Annotated in this window: 28 protein-coding genes and 11 tRNA genes; 34 read left to right on the forward strand and 5 right to left on the reverse strand. The window is 36.5% G+C overall.

Annotation, left to right across the window (positions count from 1 at the left end; genetic code table 11):
- Positions 1-191 precede the first annotated feature (191 nt).
- A complete protein-coding gene (locus KM885_RS15760) occupies positions 192-965 on the reverse strand; it encodes a rhomboid family intramembrane serine protease (protein ID WP_047183672.1) in 774 nt (257 codons plus the stop codon).
- Between the two features lie 128 nt (positions 966-1,093).
- Between KM885_RS15760 and acpS the strand changes: the two genes are divergently transcribed.
- The 6 genes from acpS (at position 1,094) to KM885_RS15790 (ending at position 5,765) form a co-directional block, all read left to right on the forward strand.
- Positions 1,094-1,450, forward strand: coding sequence for a holo-ACP synthase (acpS, locus tag KM885_RS15765; RefSeq protein ID WP_047183671.1), 357 nt, complete (start codon positions 1,094-1,096; stop codon positions 1,448-1,450).
- A gap of 57 nt (positions 1,451-1,507) precedes the next feature.
- Positions 1,508-3,022 (forward strand): bifunctional ADP-dependent NAD(P)H-hydrate dehydratase/NAD(P)H-hydrate epimerase, encoded by a 1,515-nt coding sequence (locus KM885_RS15770; RefSeq protein ID WP_047183670.1) that lies wholly within the window; start codon positions 1,508-1,510, stop codon positions 3,020-3,022.
- 50 nt (positions 3,023-3,072) lie between these two features.
- Complete coding sequence (locus tag KM885_RS15775) at positions 3,073-4,107, forward strand: LolA family protein (RefSeq protein WP_047183669.1); 1,035 nt, start codon at positions 3,073-3,075, stop codon at positions 4,105-4,107.
- 461 nt (positions 4,108-4,568) lie between these two features.
- Positions 4,569-4,853: a CopG family ribbon-helix-helix protein gene (locus KM885_RS15780; RefSeq protein ID WP_047183668.1), complete on the forward strand. Its 285-nt coding sequence runs from the start codon at positions 4,569-4,571 to the stop codon at positions 4,851-4,853.
- 5 nt (positions 4,854-4,858) lie between these two features.
- Complete coding sequence (locus tag KM885_RS15785) at positions 4,859-5,221, forward strand: type II toxin-antitoxin system PemK/MazF family toxin (protein WP_047183667.1); 363 nt, start codon at positions 4,859-4,861, stop codon at positions 5,219-5,221.
- Positions 5,222-5,441: 220 nt separating this feature from the next.
- The gene (locus KM885_RS15790; protein WP_047183666.1) at positions 5,442-5,765 is read left to right on the forward strand and encodes a YflT domain-containing protein; all 324 of its coding nucleotides are present in this window, start codon (positions 5,442-5,444) and stop codon (positions 5,763-5,765) included.
- A 391-nt stretch (positions 5,766-6,156) separates the two neighbouring features.
- On the opposite strand, the gene KM885_RS15795 is transcribed toward KM885_RS15790, so the two are convergent.
- The 3 genes from KM885_RS15795 to KM885_RS15805 all read right to left on the reverse strand — a co-directional run bounded on the left by KM885_RS15795 (position 6,157) and on the right by KM885_RS15805 (position 6,886).
- Entirely contained in the window at positions 6,157-6,291 is a 135-nt protein-coding gene (locus tag KM885_RS15795) for a YvrJ family protein (RefSeq protein WP_082918171.1), read from the reverse strand.
- 117 nt (positions 6,292-6,408) lie between these two features.
- Positions 6,409-6,627 (reverse strand): DUF2922 domain-containing protein, encoded by a 219-nt coding sequence (locus KM885_RS15800; protein ID WP_145543066.1) that lies wholly within the window; start codon positions 6,625-6,627, stop codon positions 6,409-6,411.
- 34 nt (positions 6,628-6,661) lie between these two features.
- Entirely contained in the window at positions 6,662-6,886 is a 225-nt protein-coding gene (locus tag KM885_RS15805) for a DUF1659 domain-containing protein (protein ID WP_145543064.1), read from the reverse strand.
- A gap of 295 nt (positions 6,887-7,181) precedes the next feature.
- Here KM885_RS15805 and map point away from each other — a divergent pair, with 295 nt between their 5' ends.
- The 15 genes from map (at position 7,182) to KM885_RS15875 (ending at position 18,841) form a co-directional block, all read left to right on the forward strand.
- Positions 7,182-7,922, forward strand: a complete 741-nt coding sequence (map, locus tag KM885_RS15810) for a type I methionyl aminopeptidase (protein ID WP_216884248.1) — start codon at positions 7,182-7,184, stop codon at positions 7,920-7,922.
- Positions 7,923-8,129: 207 nt separating this feature from the next.
- Positions 8,130-8,861 carry a type II CAAX endopeptidase family protein gene (locus tag KM885_RS15815; protein ID WP_052771605.1) on the forward strand — a complete coding sequence of 244 codons (732 nt, stop codon included), beginning with the start codon at positions 8,130-8,132 and terminating at the stop codon, positions 8,859-8,861.
- A gap of 263 nt (positions 8,862-9,124) precedes the next feature.
- The gene (locus tag KM885_RS18160) at positions 9,125-9,250 is read left to right on the forward strand and encodes a hypothetical protein (RefSeq protein ID WP_255449129.1); all 126 of its coding nucleotides are present in this window, start codon (positions 9,125-9,127) and stop codon (positions 9,248-9,250) included.
- Between the two features lie 658 nt (positions 9,251-9,908).
- A complete protein-coding gene (locus KM885_RS17995; protein ID WP_083381189.1) occupies positions 9,909-10,040 on the forward strand; it encodes a sigma factor in 132 nt (43 codons plus the stop codon).
- A gap of 46 nt (positions 10,041-10,086) precedes the next feature.
- Entirely contained in the window at positions 10,087-10,905 is an 819-nt protein-coding gene (locus KM885_RS15825) for a DnaD domain-containing protein (RefSeq protein ID WP_216884249.1), read from the forward strand.
- Complete coding sequence (locus KM885_RS15830; RefSeq protein ID WP_047183659.1) at positions 10,906-11,229, forward strand: hypothetical protein; 324 nt, start codon at positions 10,906-10,908, stop codon at positions 11,227-11,229.
- A 79-nt stretch (positions 11,230-11,308) separates the two neighbouring features.
- Positions 11,309-12,178: an RsbT co-antagonist protein RsbRA gene (locus KM885_RS15835; RefSeq protein ID WP_216884250.1), complete on the forward strand. Its 870-nt coding sequence runs from the start codon at positions 11,309-11,311 to the stop codon at positions 12,176-12,178.
- A 4-nt stretch (positions 12,179-12,182) separates the two neighbouring features.
- Positions 12,183-12,539, forward strand: a complete 357-nt coding sequence (locus KM885_RS15840) for an STAS domain-containing protein (protein WP_047183657.1) — start codon at positions 12,183-12,185, stop codon at positions 12,537-12,539.
- 3 nt (positions 12,540-12,542) lie between these two features.
- Entirely contained in the window at positions 12,543-12,947 is a 405-nt protein-coding gene (locus KM885_RS15845; protein WP_047183656.1) for an anti-sigma regulatory factor, read from the forward strand.
- Positions 12,948-13,034: 87 nt separating this feature from the next.
- Positions 13,035-14,048, forward strand: coding sequence for a PP2C family protein-serine/threonine phosphatase (locus KM885_RS15850; RefSeq protein WP_047183655.1), 1,014 nt, complete (start codon positions 13,035-13,037; stop codon positions 14,046-14,048).
- A gap of 86 nt (positions 14,049-14,134) precedes the next feature.
- Positions 14,135-14,464, forward strand: a complete 330-nt coding sequence (locus tag KM885_RS15855; protein ID WP_047183654.1) for an STAS domain-containing protein — start codon at positions 14,135-14,137, stop codon at positions 14,462-14,464.
- Position 14,465: 1 nt separating this feature from the next.
- A complete protein-coding gene (rsbW, locus tag KM885_RS15860; protein WP_060668398.1) occupies positions 14,466-14,945 on the forward strand; it encodes an anti-sigma B factor RsbW in 480 nt (159 codons plus the stop codon).
- The gene (gene sigB / locus KM885_RS15865) at positions 14,917-15,708 is read left to right on the forward strand and encodes an RNA polymerase sigma factor SigB (protein WP_060668397.1); all 792 of its coding nucleotides are present in this window, start codon (positions 14,917-14,919) and stop codon (positions 15,706-15,708) included. The genes rsbW and sigB overlap by 29 nt, the downstream gene beginning before the upstream one ends.
- The gene (locus KM885_RS15870; RefSeq protein ID WP_225344141.1) at positions 15,705-16,307 is read left to right on the forward strand and encodes a PP2C family serine/threonine-protein phosphatase; all 603 of its coding nucleotides are present in this window, start codon (positions 15,705-15,707) and stop codon (positions 16,305-16,307) included. Before sigB ends, KM885_RS15870 begins: the two co-directional genes overlap by 4 nt.
- Positions 16,308-16,681: 374 nt before the next feature.
- Positions 16,682-18,841, forward strand: a complete 2,160-nt coding sequence (locus KM885_RS15875; protein ID WP_420874575.1) for a Tex family protein — start codon at positions 16,682-16,684, stop codon at positions 18,839-18,841.
- A 60-nt stretch (positions 18,842-18,901) separates the two neighbouring features.
- Here KM885_RS15875 and KM885_RS15880 read toward each other — a convergent pair whose 3' ends face one another.
- A complete protein-coding gene (locus KM885_RS15880; protein WP_047183650.1) occupies positions 18,902-20,386 on the reverse strand; it encodes a catalase in 1,485 nt (494 codons plus the stop codon).
- Positions 20,387-20,721: 335 nt separating this feature from the next.
- On the opposite strand from KM885_RS15880, the gene KM885_RS15885 reads away from it, so the two are divergent.
- The 13 genes from KM885_RS15885 to KM885_RS15945 all read left to right on the forward strand — a co-directional run bounded on the left by KM885_RS15885 (position 20,722) and on the right by KM885_RS15945 (position 24,149).
- Entirely contained in the window at positions 20,722-21,180 is a 459-nt protein-coding gene (locus KM885_RS15885; protein WP_047183649.1) for a SprT family protein, read from the forward strand.
- Between the two features lie 403 nt (positions 21,181-21,583).
- Positions 21,584-21,658: transfer RNA gene (locus KM885_RS15890), tRNA-Asn, on the forward strand.
- 4 nt (positions 21,659-21,662) lie between these two features.
- Positions 21,663-21,753: transfer RNA gene (locus KM885_RS15895), tRNA-Ser, on the forward strand.
- A gap of 11 nt (positions 21,754-21,764) precedes the next feature.
- Positions 21,765-21,836, forward strand: a tRNA-Glu gene (locus KM885_RS15900).
- A 12-nt stretch (positions 21,837-21,848) separates the two neighbouring features.
- A tRNA-Asp gene (locus KM885_RS15905) sits at positions 21,849-21,925 on the forward strand.
- 6 nt (positions 21,926-21,931) lie between these two features.
- A tRNA-Gln gene (locus tag KM885_RS15910) sits at positions 21,932-22,006 on the forward strand.
- A 131-nt stretch (positions 22,007-22,137) separates the two neighbouring features.
- A tRNA-Lys gene (locus KM885_RS15915) sits at positions 22,138-22,210 on the forward strand.
- A 12-nt stretch (positions 22,211-22,222) separates the two neighbouring features.
- Positions 22,223-22,306: transfer RNA gene (locus tag KM885_RS15920), tRNA-Leu, on the forward strand.
- A gap of 32 nt (positions 22,307-22,338) precedes the next feature.
- Positions 22,339-22,415: transfer RNA gene (locus KM885_RS15925), tRNA-Arg, on the forward strand.
- Positions 22,416-22,422: 7 nt separating this feature from the next.
- A tRNA-Pro gene (locus KM885_RS15930) sits at positions 22,423-22,499 on the forward strand.
- Between the two features lie 185 nt (positions 22,500-22,684).
- Positions 22,685-22,758, forward strand: a tRNA-Gly gene (locus tag KM885_RS15935).
- Positions 22,759-22,771: 13 nt separating this feature from the next.
- A tRNA-Ile gene (locus KM885_RS15940) sits at positions 22,772-22,845 on the forward strand.
- Between the two features lie 953 nt (positions 22,846-23,798).
- A complete protein-coding gene (locus tag KM885_RS15945; protein ID WP_047186559.1) occupies positions 23,799-24,149 on the forward strand; it encodes a hypothetical protein in 351 nt (116 codons plus the stop codon).
- The last annotated feature ends 479 nt before the right edge of the window (positions 24,150-24,628 follow it).

The raw sequence follows: 24,628 nt of genomic DNA on the forward strand, positions 1-24,628 counted from the left end.
TCCCAAGTGGTACACGATTAAAAGTATTGTACTTTTTATATATTTACGTGTCCAATGGATTAAGGGGGCTTAAAAGCACTGCCCCCGGATATCAGCAGTCATTCTCAAATATCAGTACTCGACCTTCCGATATCAGCAGTCATTCCCGTATATCAGTACTCATTCTTAAATATCAGCACTCGGACTCCCTACTAAAAAAATCTACTCAAAAGTCCAATGGCAGCTAAAATTCCAATGATAATTAGTAACCAATTTTTTCTTATATTTTCTGGAAGCCATCTTTTCCTTCTCCATCGGTTTGGATTAAATTGAACTTCCTTAGCATCATAATGATAGTTGTGACGATTACTATTTCCCCATGGAGAATAAATTCTCGCATTTTTTAAAACGAGTGGTGCAAGAAGGAAACCACCAATAAAACCAAACAAATGCCCATATACATTTATCCCTGAACGGAAAAAGGTCATGATAAGACCGAAAATTAAAATCACGCGGATCATTTGTGCACTACTTTGATCTATCAAGTGTTTCCGATTCATTGCCATAAATACATAAATACCAAACAATCCAAAAATTGCTCCTGAGGCACCAAGATGCCAATAATTTTCCGGACCAAAAATGAAAGTTCCGATATTGCCTATGATTCCCGCTCCAAAATAGCCAAACAGGAATTTTGATTTACCAACCATTTGCTCTAATGCTGGACCAAATAAAACAAGGGAAAAGGAGTTAAATAAGGCGTGCATCAAATCTCCATGTAAAAAGATCGGAGTAATTAACCGCCAATATTGTCCCTCGGCAACTAATAAATTACTGCCAACACCCCAAGCTTCAATTAACGCACCAAATGGAAGCGAGAGGAAGTCTATAATAATCCATAAAACGAGATGGATAATAACTAAAGTAGAGACGATCGGATAATTCACAATAAATTCTTTAATACTTCGTTCATAACGAATAAACATTGTAAGGGTAATTCCTCCCAAAATTAAAATAATTTCTATATAGTTTAAATATGTGTACTATTAACTATTATAATACTTAAAATCATGAACAATGACTATTATGAAGGTATAAAGTTAGGAGTTTTCATATGATAAAAGGCATCGGTATTGATATTATTGAATTAGATCGAATTCAAAAAAGTATAAAGAATAAAAAGTTTATAGATAGAATTTTAACTAAAAAGGAAAAAGATTTATATTATACATTAGAAAATAACAACCGCAGAATTGAATTTGTAGCAGGAAGGTTTGCCGCAAAGGAAGCTGTTGCAAAAGCATTAGGTACCGGGATTGGTAAATTAAGCTTTCAACATATAGAAGTTTTACCAAATGAATTAGGTGCTCCTATCGTCCAAGTTCGTGGCTTAGAGAAAGAGAGAATCTTCCTATCGATTACTCATAGTAAATCTTATGCTGTTGCCCAGGTTGTTATGGAACAAGAATAACATTTGCATATTTGTATAGGTTGTCTCATATATTTTAATGCAGCAGGAGGGAACAAGTTGAATATTGTCACTGCAGAAGAAATGTACGATGTGGATCATTACACAATGAAGGAAATCGGGCTGGATGGAAAAGTATTAATGGAAAATGCGGGTAGAGCCGTTAGTGAAAAAGTAAAACAAGTAATTAGGAAAGAGGATAGGGTCACCATCGTTATTGGTCCAGGTAATAATGGCGGTGATGGGTTTGTTATCGCAAGGACATTGATGGAAGATGGTTACCGAGTACAAGCGGTACAATTGGTTCCGGATAAGAAGATTGGTGGGGATGCAAGCTATCATAAGCAAATATTTCTAAATTGCGGTGGAGATGTCTTTTTATTAAAGGAGAATGATGAGTTTGACATCATTCTCTCACAAACGGACGTCCTAGTTGATTGTATATTAGGAATAGGAGTTTATGGTCCGTTAAGAAGCCCAATTAAGGAATATGTAAGGAAAATCAATGAGGCTAATGTAATGATTATTTCTGTTGATATTCCTAGTGGACTTCCTTCAGATGAAGGCTTAACAGATTTTGAAAGTGTACAAGCCGACTATACATTTACGATTGGTGCTCCGAAGTTAAGTGCTTTTCTCCAAACGACTGCAATTTTTTATGGAAAGTGGGAAACCGTATCGATTGGATTTCCGAAAAAGGTGTTAAGCCAATTTTCCAAAAGGGAGCTATGGAGTGAACAACTTTTTAAGGAAACGATGCCAAAAAGAAACCCATTTTCATATAAAGGAAATCACGGTAGAGGATTAATTGTTGGAGGAAGTCTAGTGATGCCTGGTTCCATCACAATGACTGTACAAGCGGCTTTAAAAGCTGGAGCGGGTTTAATAACTGCAGCTACGGTTAAAGAGAATATCCCAATCATTACATCTAATTGTCCGGAAGCAATGAGCATACCTCTTTCTGACGTGAATGGATTTCTTGTAAATGATACTTCTATTTCCACTTCCAATTATGATGCGATAGCCATTGGTATTGGAATGGGGAGAAAAGAAGGAACGACGAATTTAGTGCGAACAATCATGCAAGCAAACTGTCCTCTTATCATTGATGCGGATGGATTATACCATCTGAAATCCAGTCTATCGATAGTGAAGAAGAGACAAGCGCCAACGATTATAACGCCACATGCAGGGGAAATGGCAATGTTATTAGATGTATCTATAAAGGAACTCTTATTATCGCCATTTCAATATTCTTTAGATTTTGCTAGAGAATATGGGGTTTACGTTGTATTAAAAGGGAAGTTTACGATCATTACTTCTCCAGACGGCAGACAAATAGTAAATACAACAGGAAACCAAGGACTTGCAAAAGGTGGTAGTGGTGACGTTTTAACAGGAATCATACTAGCAATGGTTTTACAACATGATGATCTACTGCAGTCATTGTGTAATGCATGCTATGTTCATGGTAAGGCGGCAGATTTACAAATAGAAGAAAAGAACACTTACTATGATTTAATGGCAACTGATGTTATTTCTGGTATTCCAAACGTATATCGTACCCTTTTCTAAACTGCGTGATATCAAGTTCCCTGATGTTTTGAGACAAGGGAGATATGTAAATGAAAAGACTAAATTTATCTTTAAAGCTGATGGTATTCGGTTTAATCGTGCTTGTTTTAGCAGCATGTGGGGAAAAGTCGCAAGAAGATGTTGTAGGAGAACTCCAGAAGAATGTTGAAGAAATGTCAGGGTATAAAGCAGCAGCCGAAATGTCGATGAACACGGGTCAAGAGGAACAAAAATTCAATATTGATATTTGGCATCAAAAAGAAGATTTTTACAGAATTGCTCTTACAAGTGAAGCGGACAAAAAAGGTAAGCAAATTATCTTGAAAAATAAGGAAGGTGTTTTTGTATTAACACCTGCACTAGAGAAAAGTTTTAAATTCCAGACAGAGTGGCCGAATAACGGAAGTCAGCCATATTTATACCAATCACTGATAGAAGATATTGCCGGGGATGAGGAAGCAACGTTTAAGTCAACGGAAAATAGTTATATTTTTAAAACGAAAACAAACTATCAAAGTAATAACAATTTACCATTCCAAGAAGTACATTTTGATAAGAAAACCTATACCCCTACTTTAGTAAAAGTGTTGGACAAAGACGAAAATGCTTTGGTAGAAGTGAAGTTTTCTAACTTTGAGTTGAATCCTACATTTAAAAAAGATGATTTCTCTATGGAGAAAAACATGCCATCCAATGATGATGCTAGTAAGGAAACATCTACCGAGGTAGAAGAGGATACTACTGAAGATGTTTTGGAAGTAGTAATGCCTGAGTTTACAGCTGGAGCTGAAGTGAAAGAACAAAGAGAAGTTGATTTAGAAAATGGAAAACGAATTATTTCTACTTTTGCAGGAGAAAAACACTTTACATTGATTCAAGAACGTTTAGATGTAGTACCGACTTTAAGCTCTCCACAAGAAGTAGAAGGAGATATTGTTAATTTAGGAAATACAATCGCAGCCTTAGATGAAAATAAAATTGAATGGAATTACAATGGGGTTAATTATCAACTTTCTAGTGAGGAATTAACAAAGGAAGAGCTTATTCAAGTTGCGCAATCCGTTCAAGTAAAAGCAGTGAAATAACATGGAATATTGTAGCAGGCTCACAGCTAAGAAAGGGGGGTCTGCTTTTGTTTGGAAAAATATAACAATGATGGATTTAATTAAAAATGATGTATGTTTTTTTTATAATTGCATATAGTTTACAGGAGTGCATTTTTATAAAGCGGTATATAGGATCATACGAAATTTGCTGAAAGGTGATTGTTTTTTGGAATGATATTACGATTAAATGTAGTTTTTTAGAGCAAAAGCACAAGCGTCCGGTTAGAGATATATGGAAGAGAGGGAAGTCCACTAGTCCCTGGGGGCTGGGGCTAGACAAGGCTATTCCTATAATAAAATGAAATACGTCAAAATTTTATTCTTTCTTTCTTATTTCTCTAAAAAAACTCACGTGACCCCTTTGCAAACTAAGGTATTCAATGCTATTATAGAGTAGACATTTTAAAAGAACGTTCAACAGTTGGCGGAGGTGCATTGGTTTGTCAGAGAGTTTACAAGAAGTACTGGTAAAATTACCAACAAACCTACTAAATGAGGTGGATGGATTAATGAAATATGAAAATAGTGACTTAAGTGATTTCATATGTCAGGCAACTAGAAATTATCTCCAACATAAAAAGAATGAACATATTCAGCAATTTCGTGAAACAATGCGACGTGGGTATGAAGAAATGGGCCGCATTAATCTAACCATTGCTTCGGAAGCTTTTCAAGCTGAAGAGGAGGCTGAAATCACCTTTAAGCGTACTGTGATCGGGGTGTAATTAATTTGATCGTTCAAAGAGGCGAGGTATATTTCGCTGATCTATCACCGGTTGTTGGATCAGAACAGGGTGGAGTTCGCCCAGTATTAATTTTACAGAACGACATCGGTAATCGATTTAGCCCTACTGTCATTGTTGCAGCAATCACCGCACAGATACAAAAAGCAAAACTACCAACCCATGTTGAAATTGATGCCAAAAAATATGGGTTTGATCGTAATTCGGTAATATTATTAGAACAAATTCGTACATTAGACAAGCAACGACTAACTGACAGGATAACAAAATTAGATGAAGAAATGATGAAAAAAATTAACCAAGCCTTAGAAATAAGTCTCGGGTTGAAAGAGATTTACAACGGTCATTAAAGAGTACCCTTCCTTAATTTAGGAGAGGGTATTTTTATTTTGGTAAAGGTAGACGCTGTATCATTGTGGTAAAAACACATAAATGAAATTTTTACATAAAAAAGTAGTTTTAATTCTTACATAACGGTTATATATCTAGTAAGAAGTTAAGTTACACTTCTTACTTACCCTAATCACGAAAAATCTACTAGTCACGATTCTAATCTAGGAGGTAGTTAAAATCGAACAGGTAAAATTAGTAGAAAATGACGTACAAGCAAAAGAGGCAATTGAGCAATTTTTAAATCAAGGTTTTACAAGAGATGAGGTCTACCTATTGGCCCATAGTAAAGATCACTCTGAAAATCTAACAAATGCAATGAATACAAATGATATCGGAGTGGCGGAACAAGGTATCGTTAATTCCATAGCAAATGTATTTCGTTCTCGTGGAGATGAATTGCGCTCTAAAATGGAATCTTTAGGATTATCTAATTTAGAAGCTCAACGATTTGAAGAAGAATTGGATCGAGGACGCATAGTAGTAATTGCAAAAGCAGTTTAATGAGAAAGAGTAGACTTCATGAGTCTGCTCTTTCATGCATATAACCTAATTAACACTTGTATTTAATAGTGGAAACGTAAATGAAAAAAGCTTGAGGTGAAACTTATCCTTGAGCTTTTTCCTTATATATAACTTCCTGCTAATGAGATATTTTCTATTATAAGAACAGCTATCATAAGGTGAATGAGTAGCGGAATGCGAAGAAGAAAGCATTATTCCGTCGCCTTTTTCCTATTCCTATTTGGATTTCTACGTTACAACTTCAAAATTTCGCGAAAAACAAATGCCCACTTAGAAGTATGATAGTCACAAGGGAAAGTTTAAAAGTGGGGTATTATTTACATAAACGGAGGTAAAACAGCCCCACTAAAAAGTGAAGCTGCTAAGCCAATCATTTCATTTTCTCCGGCAAGGCATGTATCGATTCAATCAATTGATTTAGTTTCCCCTCGACACGGTGTAATAGGTAAAACGTCACAGCGACAGGGAAACCTACATCTGTGATGAATGCTATCCAAGCTTCCATAGAAAAACCTCCAGTCTTTGTTTAGTTAGAAAAGTTAGCGTTCGCCCAATGCTTGGGTAAAGACCTTATCTGCAAAAATAGACCAGCGATAACATCCGCTGGCCTAAATTTTTAAGATTAAATTTCAATATCAATTTCTTCCACAGTGTTTTCCACAATTCGAGCACTATGCTTTTCTACCAAATCCCCACCAGTAGATGTGAAGGCATTTTCGTTGATGATCGTATCCATTGCAGCGCTAACAGCTGAAGGATCTGCTGGTTCGATTGGATTCTCTAGTGAAAATGTAACTACTTTTCCATCTTCATTTATAAATTTAAGCTCCAATTTTCTCAACTCTCTCACTCCTTTCTATTATTTTTGTCGGCCGTTACTCAGCAGTAACATCAGCCGTGTCCTTACGAATGATGTTGTACAATGGGCGATCTTGTAAACTAGCAAAAGCGCTGGCTACAGCATATAGCTGATCCGCCGTTGCGGAAGTTTTTACATTGTTAAAACTCTTATACTTGTAGACTGGCATACCAGTTTTTAAATCATTCCCATCATTTAAAACAAGTTGTAACGTAGACTTTGTTAATTCGAATGCTGCCATCTGTTTCTCACCTCCTTTCATAAATACAATCGAAAGGAATGTGGGTGAGGGGGGAGCTTTTGTAAATTTTTGCGTGGGCTTACTTACGGTCGCTCCCTAGCTAAAGGGGAAAAGAACGTATTGCATTTCGACTCGATATTAATCCGGAAATGATAAGATTCATGGCAATTGAGAAAAAAGGAAGGCCTCCTAAAATATGGGGGATGAAGGAAAACTCCCACGATGGAAGTCTTCTTTATGCTAGAATCTAAATGGAACTCTGATTACAAACTACTTTAAAAAGTGAGGGTATACAATGATTGCAAAGACTGAAGAGGATTTTAATGGATTAAAAGAAATTGGTAAAATTTGTGGAGCGATTCGAGATGAATTAGTCCATTGTACTAAACCAGGAATTACTACAAAAGAACTCGATGAAATTGCGAGAGGGAGTTTTGAAAAGGCGGGGGCTCATTCTGCACCAAAAGGAGAATATGATTTCCCTGGATATACATGTATTAGCATAAATGAAGAAGTAGCGCACGGGATTCCGGGGGCACGGGTCATTCAAGAAGGGGACCTTGTTAATATTGATGTTTCAGGTTCGAAAAACGGTTATTTTGCAGACACCGGAATTTCCTTTGTGGTTGGGAATGGAGAGATAATTTTACAGAAAATATGTGACGTTGCTAAGGAAGCATTTGACGCCGGACTTAAGAAGGCAAAACCAGGTTCGAAAAAAAGTGCGCTCGGAAAAGTTGTACACAATGTGGCAAAACGGCATGGTTTAACAGTCATAAAAAATCTTACCGGACACGGTGTCGGGAGCTCTATTCATGAAGCACCGGAACATATTTTTAATTACTACTCTCGTTGGGATGATGAGATTTTAAAAGAAGGTATGGTAATTGCCTTTGAACCTTTTATCTCTACATTGGAAGAGGAAGTTTTTCAATCCGAAGATGGATGGACCTTCTTAACCGATGAAAGCTTTGTAGCTCAATACGAACATACGATTATTCTTACAAAGGATGGCCCGATTATTACTACATTATAGGAGCGATTGTTAAGCGATACGAGTATAAATAATCAAATTTTTTATTGCTTGGAACGTTTTTATTTTACTATTTTTGGCTAGTTATGTCCCTGCCTCTTTTATGTTTATATCCTAATTACCCCTTGTATTTAACAGTGGAAATGTTAAATTAATTAACAAGTCGTATGTGATGAGTAATGTTAATAAATAGGGGAAAGAGAGGGTTTTATGGAACAAATAAATAATACAAAACGAGAAAGAAATATGAAACAACGCTTATTTAGCATACTAAAGTTTATTGGATTTATGATATTATCACTTGCACCTTTGCAAATATTAGTTATTTTAATAGGATCCCAAAGTCAATTTTCAACCATGGTAAATAGTGTATTTGGAATTGTTTTTTTTGTACTAACTATTAGCATAATCATATTTTTGTGGAAAAGATATATCAGGTATTCGAATGAAAAAGCACAAAAAATAGGATTACGTGACCTTGGATTTGCCTTTCTTTTCTTTTTGATGGCACGAGTTATTGCTGTAGTTGGTACATTGTTAATTACTTGGATACATGGAGAAGACATGACAGCTAATGATGAAGCAATAATGTCCATAACGGATAATTCGGGGGATTTCTTAGCGTTTTACTTTTTCCTATTTGTACTATCACTAAGTATTCTTGTGCCAATAGCGGAAGAATTAACATACCGGGGGATAGGTGCTAATTTATTGTTTAGTAAGAAACGTTTTTGGTTGCCATTGATCATAACTTCATTAGTTTTTGGCCTCATGCATTCTCCGACAAATATTATTTCCTTTTTAATGTACGGATGTATGGGTGTCGTTTTTTTCTTGTCTTATCACAGAAGGAAAAATATTTTAGATTCTATATTAGTACATATATTTAATAATGGTTTACCGGCAATTGTTATAACGTTAGAATTTATGGGGGTGTTCTGATATGGTGAGTCGGATGAGTGCCTGAAAGTGGAAAAAGAAGCCTGGTTCCGGCACTAGAAGGAAAGAGGATCATATATTTCACTTATTAATGCAATGATTTATTATAATTTGATTTAATTCAGACATATACATTTAGAGAACCATAGGGACAGGTCTATGGCTACCTTCAAACTAAACGATATTCAGAGGAAAGGAATATTACATAGCATCTACATAAAGCAAGGTGGCGGCTAAACTTCCTTTAAAGAAAGGGGATGATGCCGATGATGACATATGAGGCATTCAGTTTGATTGCTCAATTTAGCTTAGTACTAACAGCGGTTGTACAAAGCCACAAATATTTCAATTGTTGGCCGATTAATGAATGGGGATTCTACATCGTATTATGAAGATGTTGAACAGTTCAATGTGTTTAACAAGTTTGAAGCGAGCTCATCACCAAAAAAGGTGGTGGGCTATTTTGAGCGCTTATTTTGGAACATAAAGTTAAAGGCGAAAACTCAAACAAACGTTTGATCATTTTCGGAAAAGGGATTTTTACAACTTAGACCTCTATACGGACTGCTTATAGGCCGAGGTATGGCCCGGTAAAAGAACTGCAAAACGAACCGAAGAGCGAGCACATTATATAAACAAAACGAAACAAAACAAAAACATATCTACTTCTACTACGGACGGCCTGGCAGGGTGTTTTTTAGATTGTTTTTTTCATTCGACAAAAAAAGACAAAATGGAGTTCAAAAAGATGCAAAAACTTGCTAACTTACAAAACCTCTTGCAGAAACGTCATTTTTGCAAGAAATCAGGGTAGAATTTAGTAGAAATATGTCGAAGTTTGTCGTTTTTGCGAAGTTAGCCTCCTTTACCGTTTTTACTGGTTTGATTATGATAAAAGCGGCACAGAAAAAAAGGGAGGTTTTTAAATTGAAGGAAAACGATAAGTTTGAAGAGATTTTTAAACAAAATGAGAAACGTATTTCTTATCACATGCACAAGCTTGGCATTCGAGATCCACTAGGTGACTTTTAATCAGAAAGGTTGTTTGCCATGTGGACCGCCTACCAAAAATATGAGCCAAATAAAGGCCACCTCGCCACTTACTTCAACTACACCATTCGCAATCGCCCCATCGATCTCATCCGAAAGAAAACCAAGGACGAACAGAAGGAAGAAAACTAAAAACGAAAAGTACATACAAATGAAGAACATGAAAGGGATGAATAGGATGAATTACATAAAGGAAATGAATGCATTTTATGATTCTATTGAATATAACCCACTATCTAGTTCGGCAATTGCCCTATGGTATGCGCTGATGCATATCAATAATAAGACTAGGTGGAGGTGCGAATTTCGTGTGGCAGGGACGGTGTTAAGAGTTAAATCAGGTTTGACTGAATCTAGTTTTAAACGGGCACGTACGGAGTTAAAAGAAAAAGGATACATTGTCTATGAACCTCAAGGTGGTAATCAAGCTCCAGTTTATCGGATGATTAGTTTGATGGAAAGAGGAGATGAGCAACAACAGAAGGATTCGAGTATGGATGGAGTAGAAAAGATTTCAACTGAAAAGGAGTCGGCTGGGGAAGAGGTAACGAAACGAAAAAACGAGGAAAAGGAAGTATTTCAGTTTTATCAAGAAAACTTTGGTGTAATGAGCCCTTTCGTCATGGAGTCATTGAGCTGCTGGGTGGATGACGTAGGAAAGCTGTTAGTGATGGAAGCGATGAAGCGAGCATTGGAGCGGAATAAAGCAAGTTTGGGGACAGTGAAGAGTATCTTGCTGGCATGGGAAAAGAAAGGGATTCGAAGTATGAATGAAGTGAGAGAAGATGACATAGAATTTCGAAATAAGAAACAGCGGCGAAACTATCATTATTTTACTAGTGGACGACGTGAAGTGGTTCCGGATTGGTTTAAAGAACAAAAGGGAAAGAATAGGCGAGTAGAAGATCGGAATAAAGGGATGGAGGTTGATCCGGAAGAAGTAGAAGCCACCAGGTTGAAGATCAAAAAGTTGAAGGAAGAATTGGGATATGTGTAGATGATGGAGTACGGGTCCATCGTCCTGTTTGCTAGGATATCAGCATATACCACTGAGATATCAGAGCTCGTGGCCAAGATATCGGCAAACACCGCTGGGATATCAGCACTGGTGAGCAAGATATCGGTAACCACCACGGATATCAGTACTCGTGGCCAAGATATCAGCAACCACCGCTGGGATATCAGCACTGGTGAGCAAGATATCGGTAAACCACCACGGATATCAGTACTCATGGATAAAATATCAGCAAACACCACTGGGATATCAGCACTGGTGAGCAAGATATCAGGATACACTATGAGTATTCATTTTGTGCTATAATATATTATGTTTGTTTGCAGAAAATATTATATTATGAAACAATATTTATAACTTTTATATTCAAAACGGAGGATCATATATGGACTCTAAATTTAAAGGGATTGTTGTTGAAAATAGTGAAACGATTGTAGAAATGTGGCTTGAGGAAGTTGCGAGATTAAAAGAAGCTAATCGTACCGCTACGATATCAGATGATATGTACGATAATACGAACCGGGAATTTGTAGAGGTTATCTTTACGAGTATTAAAAATCAAGGGGCCATAAAGGCGGTTGAAACATTCTCGGAAAAGATTATCAGCCTCGGCTGGCCTTTAAGCTATATTACAGATGGTTTACAAGTCTTTAGAAGAGTAACGATTAATTTTATTTTGAGTCAATCGGATAGTATGGATACGGATTCCATAACCAATGTTTTATCTAGTGTGGATCGCTGGGTAGAACCGATAATTCGTGTATTAGTAAATGAATATACTGGAAATTGGGAGAATATCGTTTCCTTACAACGTGTTGCTTTGCAAGAATTGTCTGCCCCCCTTATTCCTGTGATTGAAGGCATTACCATTATGCCGCTAATCGGAACCATTGATACAGATCGAGCAAAGTTAATTATGGAAAGCTTACTTCAAGGTGTCATTACTCATAATTCAGAAGTAGTTTTAATTGATATTACAGGGGTACCAGTAGTTGATACGATGGTTGCCCATCATTTGATTCAAGCTGCTGAGGCGGTACGGTTAATTGGAGCCAAGTGTATTTTAGTAGGTATTCGACCAGAAATCGCACAAACCATTGTAAATTTGGGTATTGATTTAACTAATTTCCCTACGAAAAGTTCGTTGAAAAAAGGATTCATGGCAGCTTTAGAAATGACAAATAGAAAAGTAACCGATGTAACGCCGTGTGAAGACAACATTGGAGACTTAATTGAATCGTTAAAAGGGGAGTAATTAGATGCGCATTCCTATTTTAAAATTACATAATTATCTATTAATCTCTATCCAAACGGAAATAGATGATAAAACTGCGATAGAATTTCAAGAAGACCTACTAGACAAAATCTATACAACTGGTGCAACGGGTGTTGTCATCGATTTAACATCGGTTGAAATCATTGATTCATTCATTGCCAAAGTTCTTGGGGATGTTGTAGCGATGTCAGATCTGATGGGGGCGAAAGTGGTTTTAACTGGCATACAACCAGCAGTTGCTATGACGTTAATTGAATTAGGAATTCACTTACAAAATATCCCAACTGCGTTAAATTTAGAGCAAGGCCTTATTAAATTACATCAGGAATTGGGGGAATAATTCATGAAACCTCAATCGTCCTGCGTAAGAATACAAAAAGAATGGGATATAGTCGGTGCGAGACATGTTGCAAGAGATATGGCAAAAGAATTAGGGTTTGGAATTGTGGACCAAGCACGTATTGCAACAGCTGTGTCGGAACTAGCCCGAAATATTTATTTGTATGCCAAAAGTGGTCAAATAATATTTGAAAAAATAGATACAATGGAAAGTAAAGGACTAAGCATAATAGCAATAGATTCAGGCCCGGGCATTGCAGATATTGGTCAAGTAATGCAGGATGGATATTCGACATCAGGAGGTTTAGGTGCTGGACTTCCTGGAGTAAAACGATTAATGGATGAATTTGTTATCCAATCTGAAATGGGAAAAGGAACGAAAATTACTACTAAGAAGTTAGTTCGTTAATGATACTAGATTGATAGGTGTATACATATTTAGACGTATGCACTTATCAATTTTTAGTAGAGTCGCAAATGGATTAGGAGGAAGTATATGGGGGAAGTAATCAATTCAAGCATAGAAGGTTACAAAGACTTATTAAAATCATTTATTGAAACTCAAGATGAGCGTTCCTTATATGGAGTAGAAATGATGAGTAAATCTTTCTTGAAGAATAATATATTGCCAGAAGAGATTGTCGATATGCACATTCAAGCATTAGAAGAGCTATACCCGGAGCTTTCTCAAGAAGTTAAGCATTCTATGAACTTTCTGTTGGAAGCGATGATTTCCTATGGGATCAAACAACAAGAAATACAATCTTTAAAGGAAAAACAATTTGCTATTCAGTCTGAGATTTCCGTAGCGGCAAAAATGCAAAATACACTTTTAAAAACAGAAATTCCTCAAGCGAAAGGGATAGACATTGGGGCAATTAGTGTACCTGCGCATCAATTAAATGGAGACTACTATCATTTTGTTAAAGGGAAAGATGACACAATTGGTCTCGCAATAGCCGATGTGATTGGAAAAGGGATTCCTGCAGCATTGTCCATGTCCATGATTAAATATGCAATAGATAGTTATCCAGAGGAATCTATGAAACCTAACGTTATTTTGGAAAATCTTAATCGTGTAGTGGAGAGAAACGTTGATCCAAATATGTTTATTACCATGATTTATGCACAGTATTCCCCTAGAGACAATAAACTTCGATTTTCCTCAGCGGGTCATGAACCTGGCTTTTATTACAATGCAAAAGAAAACAAGTTTACAGAATTAAAAACGAAGGGTCTAGCTTTAGGTGTGCTAGGGAATGTTCAGTATCAAGAATATATGTTAGAAATGAAACCAGGTGATATGGTCATATTCTTAACGGATGGGGTAACAGAAACAAAAGACCAAGGTCGATTTATTGAAACTCAGGAAGTGCTGGATCCTATTAAGAAATATAAAGATCTTTCTGCGCAAGAAATGGTCGAACATGTATTTAAATACTTCGAACAGCTTCAAGATTTTAAACGAAGAGATGACTTTACATTAATCATCTTAAAAAAAGAAGTTTGAAGTCTTTAGAAACTGGGTAAAGTCTACTAACGATAATTAACGTGATAAAAGGTTATATAGAGCTAAAGAACTAGGGGGGAAGAATAATGGAACTAAACATTGATATTGTGGAGGAAAGAAATAAAAGTGTAGTTCGTCTTTCGGGGGAAATTGATGTTTACACTGCACCACAACTAAAGGAAAAATTATTACCTCTGACAAAAATGACCGGAAATGAAGTCGAAGTTGATATGGAATTCGTTTCATATATGGATAGTACGGGTTTAGGGGTCTTTATAAGTGCGTTAAAGTCATCGAACGAGAATAGTAGTAAATTAAAGATGATTAATCTTAGTGATCGTGTTTACCGTGTTTTTAACATAACTGGATTACATGAAATTATGGATTTAGAACGCATCAACAAGGTGGAGAGATGATATGAGCAATGTTGACTTGATAGAAATGAAAATACCAGCAAAAGCGGAATATGTTGGTGTGATTCGTTTGACATTATCTGGAATAGCGAATCGAATAGGCTTTTCTTATGAGGAAATTGAAGATATTAAGGTTGCCATTTCGGAGGCGATTACGAATTCTATTACACATGGTGGTGTCAAAGAGGGAGAAGGAGAAATAACCATTAGTTTTGGTGTATATGAGGATCGTTTAGAAGTAATGGTGGCTGATGACGGAGAAAGTTTCCAATTAAACGAGGTGAAAAGTAAAATAGGACCCTACAAAAAGTCTGAATCAATGGAGGATCTCAGGGAAGGCGGATTTGGACTATTTTTAATTGAAGTTTTGATGGATAAGGTTCAAATCAATAATGGTCTGGATGGAGTTACTGTGTTAATGACGAAGTATTTAAATGGGGTAGGGGTGGACTTAGATGATGACCAAGTCTCAAGCCAATCATAAAGGAAGAGATGAGGTTTACCAGTGGATAGAACATCTCCAACAAAACCCTGAAGATAAGGCCACACAAGAGAAAATTATTCTTAGATACCAAAACCTTGTAGAATCCATCGCTATGAAGTATTCGAAAAACTCTACAGTACACGAAGACCTCGTACAAGTAGGAATGATTGGTTTATTAGCTGCAGTTAGAAGGTACGATGCATCATTTGGAAAATCATTTGAGTCTTTTGCAATTCCAACAATGATTGGTGAAATTAAACGTTATATTCGTGATAAAACGTGGAGTGTCCATGTTCCGCGTCGTATTAAAGAGTTGGGCCCTAAAATTAAAAAAGCGGTAGATGTTTTAATGGCTACGAATCAAAAATCTCCAACTATTAAAGAAATAGCAGATTACTTGGATGCTTCAGAAGAGGAAATTTTGGAAACCATGGAAATGGGCAAAAGTTACAATGCACTCTCTGTGGATAAAAAGGTTGAGGCGGATTCTGAAGGTGGAACGGTTGCATTAATTGATTTAATTGGATCTGAAGAAGGTGGTTATAACACCATCGACTACAAGATTATTTTGGAAAAAATCCTCCCAGTTTTATCAGAACGGGAACAACAAATTATAAGATTTACATATTTCGAGAATTTGAGCCAAAAGGAAACAGGAGAAAAACTAGGAATATCTCAAATGCATGTTTCTAGACTGCAAAGACGAGCTTTAAGAAGGTTGCGAGAAGCCATTCAATCTAATAGTACGGAGGTTTTCGATTGAGTTTTACAAATAACAAAATAGAAGTTTCTATCTTCCAAAAACCGAAAAATGGCAATTATTATTGCGGAGATAGTTACTTCTACAAAGAAACAGAGAAAGGGTTCATTTGTGCGCTAGCAGATGGTCTTGGTAGTGGAAAATATGCAAACGAATCATCTGAAATTGTCATAGATATTATAAAAAAGAACCCGGATGTTGAAGTAGAACAAATCCTATCCAAGGCCAATGAACAATTAATAGGGAAACGAGGAGTTGTATTAGGAATATTAAAAATGGATTTTAGTCAACGTTCTTATTCTTTTTCTTCTGTCGGAAACATCGGGATATTACAAGTTATTCGCGGAAAGAAAAAACGTAGTATTCCTAATACAGGTTATTTAGGTGGTTTTAAAAGGCCATGTAAAGTAATAAGGGGAAAACTTGAAGGAATTTCGAATTTTATTATGTTTTCTGATGGGGTACTGGATAGTGAATTAACCAAGTTATCCTTTGAGAATAAGAAAGATGTGGAGAGTATAACGAGGGCTTATAAATTCATAAGCAAAGAGGATCGTTCTGATGATACAACGTTAATAGCAATGAGTTATAGAGATGCGTAAGATGGCTGACATTAGAGTAGGGGTGTCGGTCTTTTTTCATGTTTGGCAGACAGGCAGTGTGAAAAACTTCCTGACTGGAGCCAGAATACTCGCCCCACCGTAAAGGTCCGCCTTGGAGCAGCTAAGCACCTCCCAAAAGGCTTGGGGATGCTTAGTTTTTTAAAAAGTTCACGTTAAAACACAATGTGGTAAGATATAGGGAGGTTGTACGTTTTTGCAGGAAGGAAAGTATAAAGATCTTTCCTGTTTGGGGCTCCGATTACTTGCCCCACCGTAAAGATTTGCATAAGTGTAACTATGGCGTCTACCCAGCCTAATAGTGGGTGCCAAGTTTTCTAATGATTGCTTAAGGAGGCTTATCAATGGCAGTAGATATGGAACAAGATATTGTAGGACTAGTAGCTAAAGATACAGAAGTAAAAGTCAATATTGTGGAAAAGGTTATTGAATTATTAAGTGAAGGAAATACAGTCCCTTTTATTGCCAGGTATCGGAAAGAAGTTACTGGTGGACTTGATGAAGTTCAGATTAAAAATATTCAAGACAGGTATCAATATGCGGTCCATTTATCAGAAAGAAAACAAGAAGTTCTTCGGATTATAGAGGAACAAGGGAAATTAACTGATGACTTAGAAAAGGAAATAAAAGCCGCAACCCAACTGCAAAGAGTGGAAGATCTATATCGTCCGTATAAACAAAAGAGAAGAACAAAAGCAACGATTGCAAAAGAAAAGGGACTAGAACCTCTTGCTGAATTAATTTGGGATCAAGAAATTTCTCAAGTAGAAGAAGAAGCGCAAAAATACTTCTCTGAAGAACACGAATTACATACGGTGGAAGATGTATTGGCGGGAGTAAATGATATTATCGCCGAATGGATTTCAGATGATGCGGAGTTTCGTGATTATATTCGGGAAGAAACATTTAAGCGAGGAACGATTGAATCAGAAGTAAAAGATGAAGAAAAAGATGAAAAACGTGTTTATGGCATGTACTATGAATATCATGAAGCGGTTCGCTCGCTTGTTTCCCATCGAATCCTAGCATTAAATCGTGGGGAAAAGGAAGATATATTAAAGGTATCCATTGAACCACCTGTAGAACGAATTCATGAATTTTTACAGAATAAAGTCATTAAAAAACAAACAAACGAAGAAATCAAGGCAATATTGAAGGCGGCAATAGAAGATAGTTATAAGCGTTTAATACAACCATCCATTGAAAGAGAGATTAGAGCGAGCTTAACTGAAAAAGCAGAAGAACAAGCGATTGATGTCTTTGCAGTAAATTTAAAAAATCTATTATTACAGCCGCCATTAAAAGGAAAAACGATTCTTGGTGTCGATCCGGCCTATCGTACAGGTTGTAAATTAGCTGTGGTGGATGAAACTGGAAAGGTACTTGATGTTGGGGTCATGTATCCGACTGCACCAAAGAATGATGTAGTTGGATCTGAGAAAATAGTTATGGAAATCGTAAGGAAGTTTCATATTGAATTAGTAGCGATTGGAAATGGAACAGCATCAAGAGAAACCGAACAATTTATTTCAGATGTTATCTCTAACAATCAGCTAAGCATACCTTACATCATTGTTAATGAAGCTGGAGCAAGTGTGTATTCTGCTTCAGAACTTGCCCGTGAGGAATTTCCTGACCTACAAGTAGAACAGCGGAGTGCAGCCTCTATAGCGCGCCGTGTACAAGATCCATTGGCAGAACTTGTGAAAATCGATCCTAAATCAATTGGTGTCGGTCAGTATCAACATGATGTAAGCCAAAAAGCATTAAATGAGTCATTAACCTTTGTTGTAGAAACAGCCGTAAACCAAGTGGGTGTAAATGTGAATACAGCATCTTCTTCTTTATTACAATATGTTTCAGGCTTAAGCAAAACCGTTGCAAATAATATTGTGAAACGCAGAAATGAAGAGGGGAAATTTACGAAGCGTCAAGAATTGAAGAAAATACCAAGACTTGGTGCGAAGACTTATGAACAAGCTATTGGATTTTTACGCATTATTGATGGAGCGAATCCATTGGATAGAACTCCCATTCACCCAGAAAGCTATCCTAGTATAGAAAGACTTTTAGAAATGATGGACTGTACGATAAGTGATATTGGGACAGAAAAAATCCGAGATAAAATAAATGGATTGGATAAAAAAGAAGTAGCGGAACAATTAGAAATTGGAGAACCTACTTTAGTAGACATCTTAAATGCATTAAGTCGTCCAGAAAGAGACCCGCGTGATGACTTTCCACAACCATTATTGAAACAAAATGTCATGACATTAGAAGATCTGAAACCGGGTATGGAATTGCAAGGTACAGTTCGTAACGTGGTAGACTTTGGTGTGTTTGTCGATGTTGGTGTCAAACAGGATGGGCTTGTACACATATCAAAAATGGCGAATAAGTTTGTCAAACACCCAATGGATATTGCATCAGTCGGGGATGTTGTTACCGTATGGGTAGAAGATATTGATGTGGATAAAGGAAGAGTTGCTTTATCGATGGTACGGAATGAGAAGTAATGGAATTAGATAATGAAAAAAACCAAGGTGACATTTTAGTTCACCTTGGTTTTTTGTGGTTTATTTTTCTACACCAATTGCAGCTTCTACTTCACTTAGGGAAATTCCTAAAGCTTTTGCAACACCTTCACCATATTTAGGATCAGCTTTGTAACAGTTGGTAATATGTCGTAATTGGATGTCCTTTGTTGTTCCTTCCATTGCACGAGCAGTATTTCCGAATAATTGGTTTTGTTGCTCTTCAGACATTAGGTTAAATAACTTACCAGGTTGTTCGAAGTAAAGATCATCGTCTTCACGGAAATCATAGTATCCGATTCCGCCACCATCGTATAATGGATCTTGATGTTCTTTACTGTCTTGCCATTCTCCATAACTATTTGGAGAGTAGGAGATTCGACCACCAGAAGCAGGGATTACTCTTCCTTGACCATCTCTGTGGTAAGGATGGAAATTCTTTGCGTTCTTCGGATAGTTAACTGGGATTTGCCAGTGGTTTACACCTAAACGATAACGTTGTGCATCCCCGTATGAGAACAGGCGACCTTGTAACATTTTATCTGGTGAGAATCCAATACCAGGAACGATGTTGGTTGGTGCGAATGCAGCTTGCTCCACTTCTTCAAAATAGTTTTCAGGATTACGATTAAGTTCAACTTCCCCAACTTCAATTAAAGGGAAGTCTTTTTTATACCAAACTTTTGTTAAGTCAAATGGATTGTACGGCAATTCCTTTGCTTGTTCTTCTGTCATGACTTGAATGTACATGGTCCATTTTGGATAGTCCCCATTTTCAATAGCATGATATAAATCTTTTTGATGGCTATCTGGTTCTTTACCTCTTAAAACTTCAGCCTCTTGATCTGTTAGGTTTTTAATACCTTGTTGTGTTTTAAAGTGGAATTTCACCCATACACGCTCATTATTTGCATTAATTAAACTGTACGCATGGCTACTGAACATATTCATATTTCGGTAGCTTGCTGGAATTCCTCGGTCACTCATTACAATCGTTACTTGGTGAAGTGCTTCAGGAAGTGATGTCCAGAAATCCCAGTTTGCTTGTGAACTATGCATATTTGTTTTTGGATCGCGTTTAACAACATGGTTTAAATCTGGAAATCTCTTAGGATCTCTCATGAAGAAAACAGGAGTGTTGTTCCCAACTAAGTCCCAGTTACCTTCCTCTGTATAGAACTTCATTGCTGTACCGCGAATATCTCGATCAGCGTCTGGTGCACCACGTTCACCAGCTACAGTGGAGTAGCGAATGAACATATCCGTCTTCTTACCAACTTCGGAGAAAATATCCGCTTTTGTATATTTAGTAATATCATTCGTTACGGTAAATGTTCCATATGCACCGGAACCTTTTGCATGCATACGGCGTTCAGGAATTACTTCTCTATCGAAATGTGCAAGCTTTTCAATAAACCAGAAGTCCTCCATTAATAGTGGACCGCGTTTACCTGCCGTTTTAACATCATCATCATTAGGTACTGGAGCACCAAATGCGGTAGTTAGTTTTTTCTTTTCTTCACTCATTGTATTATCCCCTTCCGAATAATAGTTATTCTTGCAATCTAAGATTACTACTTTGATAGATTTAACCTTAAATCTATGTAGTGTGTATATATTTAAATCCATATGAATTGAAAAGGACGATTATCACTTAATGTGATAATCGGGAATGGATTAAAATCACTCCCAATTCATATTATAATACATTACAATTAAAAATCAATATTTAATTACAATAATTTTAAACAAGTAAATGTTATTGGTAAGAGTGAAAGTTATTTAAAGGTCACTAACAGAATGATTATATAACTTACTTTTATGATATGATAAGATATAGAAGTATAATGAGGTGTTTTCAAATGGATCCATTAAATGAGAAATCATTATTTAATTTGGTTAATGATATATCGTTGAAATTCTTCGGTAAACCTTACACAGACAAGGTGGTTTTTAACCATCGTTTACGTACAACAGGAGGTAGGTATTTACCATCTGAAAGATTAATTGAGTTAAATCCAAAATATGCTGTAGAGACGGAAACTGGTGAATTTATCGGAATCATTAAGCATGAATTATGTCATTATCATTTACATATAGAGGGAAAAGGGTATAAACACGGAGATGCAGATTTTAAGAGATTATTAAAAAAGACCGGATCTCCAAGGCATTGCAAACCTTTGCCTTCACAAGCAAATATGTATAAGTACTTATATAAATGTAAAGACTGTCACTATGAATATAAGAGAAAGCGTAGAGTAGATACAAATAAATATAGGTGCGGTAAATGTAGAGGTAGGCTTATATTAATGGAAGAATAAAAACGTTTTTGAAATACTGGCGTTCGTTATTAGCTTCTGCGAAAGTTACACTTATGTAGAAAGTAAGTCTGTTCATGTTGAAAATAAAACTTTCTTAAAAATAACTTATACCTTATAAGGATGCGTGTTAGTGAATCCTTTATGAAAGATGGTAACTAGGAAAAGCGGACTTACGTTGTTTTCCTACAACTTTTACAAAAATGTTGACGGATTTTTTTATCCATGATAAATTAATAAAGCTGTTTCGGATTTTTTATTTTTAAGTTTTGCGATGATAAAAAAATCTTAATAAACAGTTGACAATCCACTTTAAATCGTTTATTATATAAAACGTCGCTGCTAATAATAAATGTTGAAAATAGACATATGTTAATGCAGTAGAATATAGAAGAATTAATTTTATTCCACAGTAGCTCAGTGGTAGAGCAATCGGCTGTTAACCGATCGGTCGTAGGTTCGAATCCTACCTGTGGAGCCATATTGGAGAAGTACTCAAGAGGCTGAAGAGGCGCCCCTGCTAAGGGTGTAGGTCGCGATAGCGGCGCGAGGGTTCAAATCCCTCCTTCTCCGCCACTTTACATAGTGGCCCGTTGGTCAAGCGGTTAAGACACCGCCCTTTCACGGCGGTAACACGGGTTCGAATCCCGTACGGGTCATCTTTATAAATAGGTCCGGTAGTTCAGTTGGTTAGAATGCCTGCCTGTCACGCAGGAGGTCGCGGGTTCGAGTCCCGTCCGGACCGCCATTCAATTGGGCCATAGCCAAGCGGTAAGGCATCGGGTTTTGATCCCGTGTACCCTAGGTTCGAATCCTAGTGGCCCAGCCATTTTTTCTTTTTGTATTAATTCCTTATATTAATCTGCTTTACATGTATTGTTAGAGTTTAATGGCGGGTCTTAAATACTATTGATGCAATAGTATTTTTTTATGAAAAGAACTAAAACCTTTAAATATTACGAGCCATTAGCTCAGTCGGTAGAGCATCTGACTTTTAATCAGAGGGTCGAAGGTTCGAATCCTTCATGGCTCACTTTTAATATTTGCGGTCGTGGCGGAATGGCAGACGCGCTAGGTTGAGGGCCTAGTGGGAGTTAATCCCGTGGAGGTTCAAGTCCTCTCGACCGCATCATGAACTATAATTTATTTTATTACATTATTGCGCCCGTAGCTCAATTGGATAGAGCGTTTGACTACGGATCAAGAGGTTAGGGGTTCGACTCCTCTCGGGCGCGCCATTATTATCGGGAAGTAGCTCAGCTTGGTAGAGCACATGGTTTGGGACCATGGGGTCGCAGGTTCGAATCCTGTCTTCCCGACCATTATTACTTTTCTATCAATCTATTATATATGCGGGTGTAGTTAAATGGTATAACCTCAGCCACGAGCGACACTTCTACCGAATAATCTACGAGTTGCCTCGAAGTATTGACTTCCTTGAATAGGCTTGTAGATGGAGAGGCATGTTGGTCGAGATTGAATCTGAAGTACAAATTTATTATATTGCGCGGGTGTAGTTAAATGGTATAACCTCAGCCTTCCAAGCTGATGTCGTGGGTTCGATTCCCATCACCCGCTCCATTATTTTTATAATGGGCCTGTAGCTCAGCTGGTTAGAGCGCACGCCTGATAAGCGTGAGGTCGGTGGTTCGAGTCCACTCAGGCCCATCCAACAAGACATTCGGCTCGTCCTCTTGTATCTACTGTAATTTTAGGGGATCTAGGTTACCTCATAACTAGATTTGTTCCTATACTTACATCGACAAGATGACGGCTGTTTTTCTTTTCTTATAATAATTATCCCTCGAAGCTATATACTTTGTAGTACCTTTCATGTTTTCCTCTCAATTGATAATAAAGACGATACCTAGATTATTAGATATGTAGAAATATACCTTTATTTCGTCTTTAATATGATGAATGAATTTTTCGGTGAATGTTTTTCCGTTTAAATTAGTTTCCAACAACTTGAAATTAACTTTAAAAGTATTTTCTGTGTACCCCGAGTATTAAACTTTTTATTTGAAAGTTCTATGTTACCATATACACAACTTGTGAGGGTGGAGTCGTGGTTTGAAAAAAATTTCAAACTATGGCTCTATTTTTTTGTTTGTTCATAAACTGACGGAATACAATGCTCTCCTCCTAGAAAGGTTAAGTGCGATACTACCTTTATTCTAACCCTTATTGATAGGAATTTTTTTTTTATTTCTCCTAATTTGTTGTTTCTGTTGAATAATTCAAAGGCTTTTAATTGTTAGCCCAGAACCCCCCTAGGAAACAAAGGAGGTGGGTGGGAGATTAACTACCCGTAAAGATCCGATAAGTGTGACTAACCATCATTGGGGATGAAGGAATTCCCAATGATGAAAGTCTTCTTATTTTTATTGTAGATTAAAAACCACAGCCTTTGTTACTTAAATCTAGACGGCATTTGGAGTCATTATCATTACTTAGTTCAGGAGTGTGAATATCAATAATGTGTTCAAGAAAAAAGGGGAGGTTCATTTACATCAACCTAGAATGGGTGAATTAATAATAAAATTTCAAATTAATTATACCCAATTAATGGGAAAAAATGTTACGCTTTGCCTAAAGAAAAATAAATAAAGGGGGATAGAATGAAGAAAAAATATATTTACATATTTGTTGGTCTTGTTATTGCTTATTTTATGTCTAATCACTTTTTGTATTTCGTTTCTTCTTTTGGAACTTTCGAAGTGATTAATAAACAAAAAACTGGTGATAAATTTGAGTTGGTTGTTGAATTAGAAGATGAAGGTAAAAATCAAGCAATTGAAATAAATGATAAAACCCAGATTATTTATAAAGAGAGGGATTACGCCTTCACAGAAGATATCTGGGAAAAAATAACGATTAATACAGAATATCAAATGAGCATACAAAAATATCGATTTCCTGTATCTGTTTTTAAAGGGGAATATAGTCTAAGCCTCCTTTATCTAGATTAAAGAAGTTATGGTTTATTATAGATAAAAAGTTATTAAAGATTAAAGGGACAGCGAAAAAGAATTCTCATATCTTAAACTTTCTAGATTTTGAATAATTGAAAATCCTAAAGTCGAATTTCTGGATAATAGGATACCCATGTCCAATTTAAGTGTTATTTTCAAAAAATGTTGCTCAACTTTTTGATCAAAAATGATGGTTTTATTTTTGTTCGCAAAACAAAAAAACACATCGCAAAAATTTCTTGAAAAAACTGTTGACAATTGATTGATAAGGATGCTATAGTATTCATTGTCGCTTCTGAAAGGCGCATCTAATTAACGACAACTAATTAAAAATAATTGTTGACATGAGATGCTAAAAGTGATATATTATAAAAGTCGCTGTTACGAAGCGATTAAATGAATTTGCTCTTTGAAAACTGAACAAAACAACCAGTATGTTAAGATAAAAGAAACTCGTTTTCTTTTAAAATAGAAGG

The sequence above is a fragment of the Oceanobacillus caeni genome (assembly GCF_019037185.1).
Lineage (GTDB): Bacteria > Bacillota > Bacilli > Bacillales > Amphibacillaceae > Oceanobacillus > Oceanobacillus caeni.

Excerpts from the sequence above, each read along its gene's own strand:
- KM885_RS15760 (WP_047183672.1), bottom strand. The coding sequence starts at position 965 with ATGTTTATTCGTTATGAACGAAGTATTAAAGAATTTATTGTGAATTAT.
- acpS (WP_047183671.1), top strand. The coding sequence starts at position 1,094 with ATGATAAAAGGCATCGGTATTGATATTATTGAATTAGATCGAATTCAA.
- KM885_RS15775 (WP_047183669.1), top strand. The coding sequence starts at position 3,073 with ATGAAAAGACTAAATTTATCTTTAAAGCTGATGGTATTCGGTTTAATC.
- KM885_RS15795 (WP_082918171.1), bottom strand. The coding sequence starts at position 6,291 with ATGGAAGCTTGGATAGCATTCATCACAGATGTAGGTTTCCCTGTCGCT.
- KM885_RS15805 (WP_145543064.1), bottom strand. The coding sequence starts at position 6,886 with ATGGCAGCATTCGAATTAACAAAGTCTACGTTACAACTTGTTTTAAAT.
- map (WP_216884248.1), top strand. The coding sequence starts at position 7,182 with ATGATTGCAAAGACTGAAGAGGATTTTAATGGATTAAAAGAAATTGGT.
- KM885_RS15815 (WP_052771605.1), top strand. The coding sequence starts at position 8,130 with ATGGAACAAATAAATAATACAAAACGAGAAAGAAATATGAAACAACGC.
- KM885_RS18160 (WP_255449129.1), top strand. The coding sequence starts at position 9,125 with ATGATGACATATGAGGCATTCAGTTTGATTGCTCAATTTAGCTTAGTA.
- KM885_RS17995 (WP_083381189.1), top strand. The coding sequence starts at position 9,909 with ATGTGGACCGCCTACCAAAAATATGAGCCAAATAAAGGCCACCTCGCC.
- KM885_RS15825 (WP_216884249.1), top strand. The coding sequence starts at position 10,087 with ATGAATTACATAAAGGAAATGAATGCATTTTATGATTCTATTGAATAT.
- KM885_RS15830 (WP_047183659.1), top strand. The coding sequence starts at position 10,906 with ATGATGGAGTACGGGTCCATCGTCCTGTTTGCTAGGATATCAGCATAT.
- KM885_RS15835 (WP_216884250.1), top strand. The coding sequence starts at position 11,309 with ATGGACTCTAAATTTAAAGGGATTGTTGTTGAAAATAGTGAAACGATT.
- KM885_RS15840 (WP_047183657.1), top strand. The coding sequence starts at position 12,183 with ATGCGCATTCCTATTTTAAAATTACATAATTATCTATTAATCTCTATC.
- KM885_RS15845 (WP_047183656.1), top strand. The coding sequence starts at position 12,543 with ATGAAACCTCAATCGTCCTGCGTAAGAATACAAAAAGAATGGGATATA.
- KM885_RS15850 (WP_047183655.1), top strand. The coding sequence starts at position 13,035 with ATGGGGGAAGTAATCAATTCAAGCATAGAAGGTTACAAAGACTTATTA.
- KM885_RS15855 (WP_047183654.1), top strand. The coding sequence starts at position 14,135 with ATGGAACTAAACATTGATATTGTGGAGGAAAGAAATAAAAGTGTAGTT.
- rsbW (WP_060668398.1), top strand. The coding sequence starts at position 14,466 with ATGAGCAATGTTGACTTGATAGAAATGAAAATACCAGCAAAAGCGGAA.
- sigB (WP_060668397.1), top strand. The coding sequence starts at position 14,917 with ATGATGACCAAGTCTCAAGCCAATCATAAAGGAAGAGATGAGGTTTAC.
- KM885_RS15875 (WP_420874575.1), top strand. The coding sequence starts at position 16,682 with ATGGAACAAGATATTGTAGGACTAGTAGCTAAAGATACAGAAGTAAAA.
- KM885_RS15880 (WP_047183650.1), bottom strand. The coding sequence starts at position 20,386 with ATGAGTGAAGAAAAGAAAAAACTAACTACCGCATTTGGTGCTCCAGTA.
- KM885_RS15885 (WP_047183649.1), top strand. The coding sequence starts at position 20,722 with ATGGATCCATTAAATGAGAAATCATTATTTAATTTGGTTAATGATATA.
- KM885_RS15945 (WP_047186559.1), top strand. The coding sequence starts at position 23,799 with ATGAAGAAAAAATATATTTACATATTTGTTGGTCTTGTTATTGCTTAT.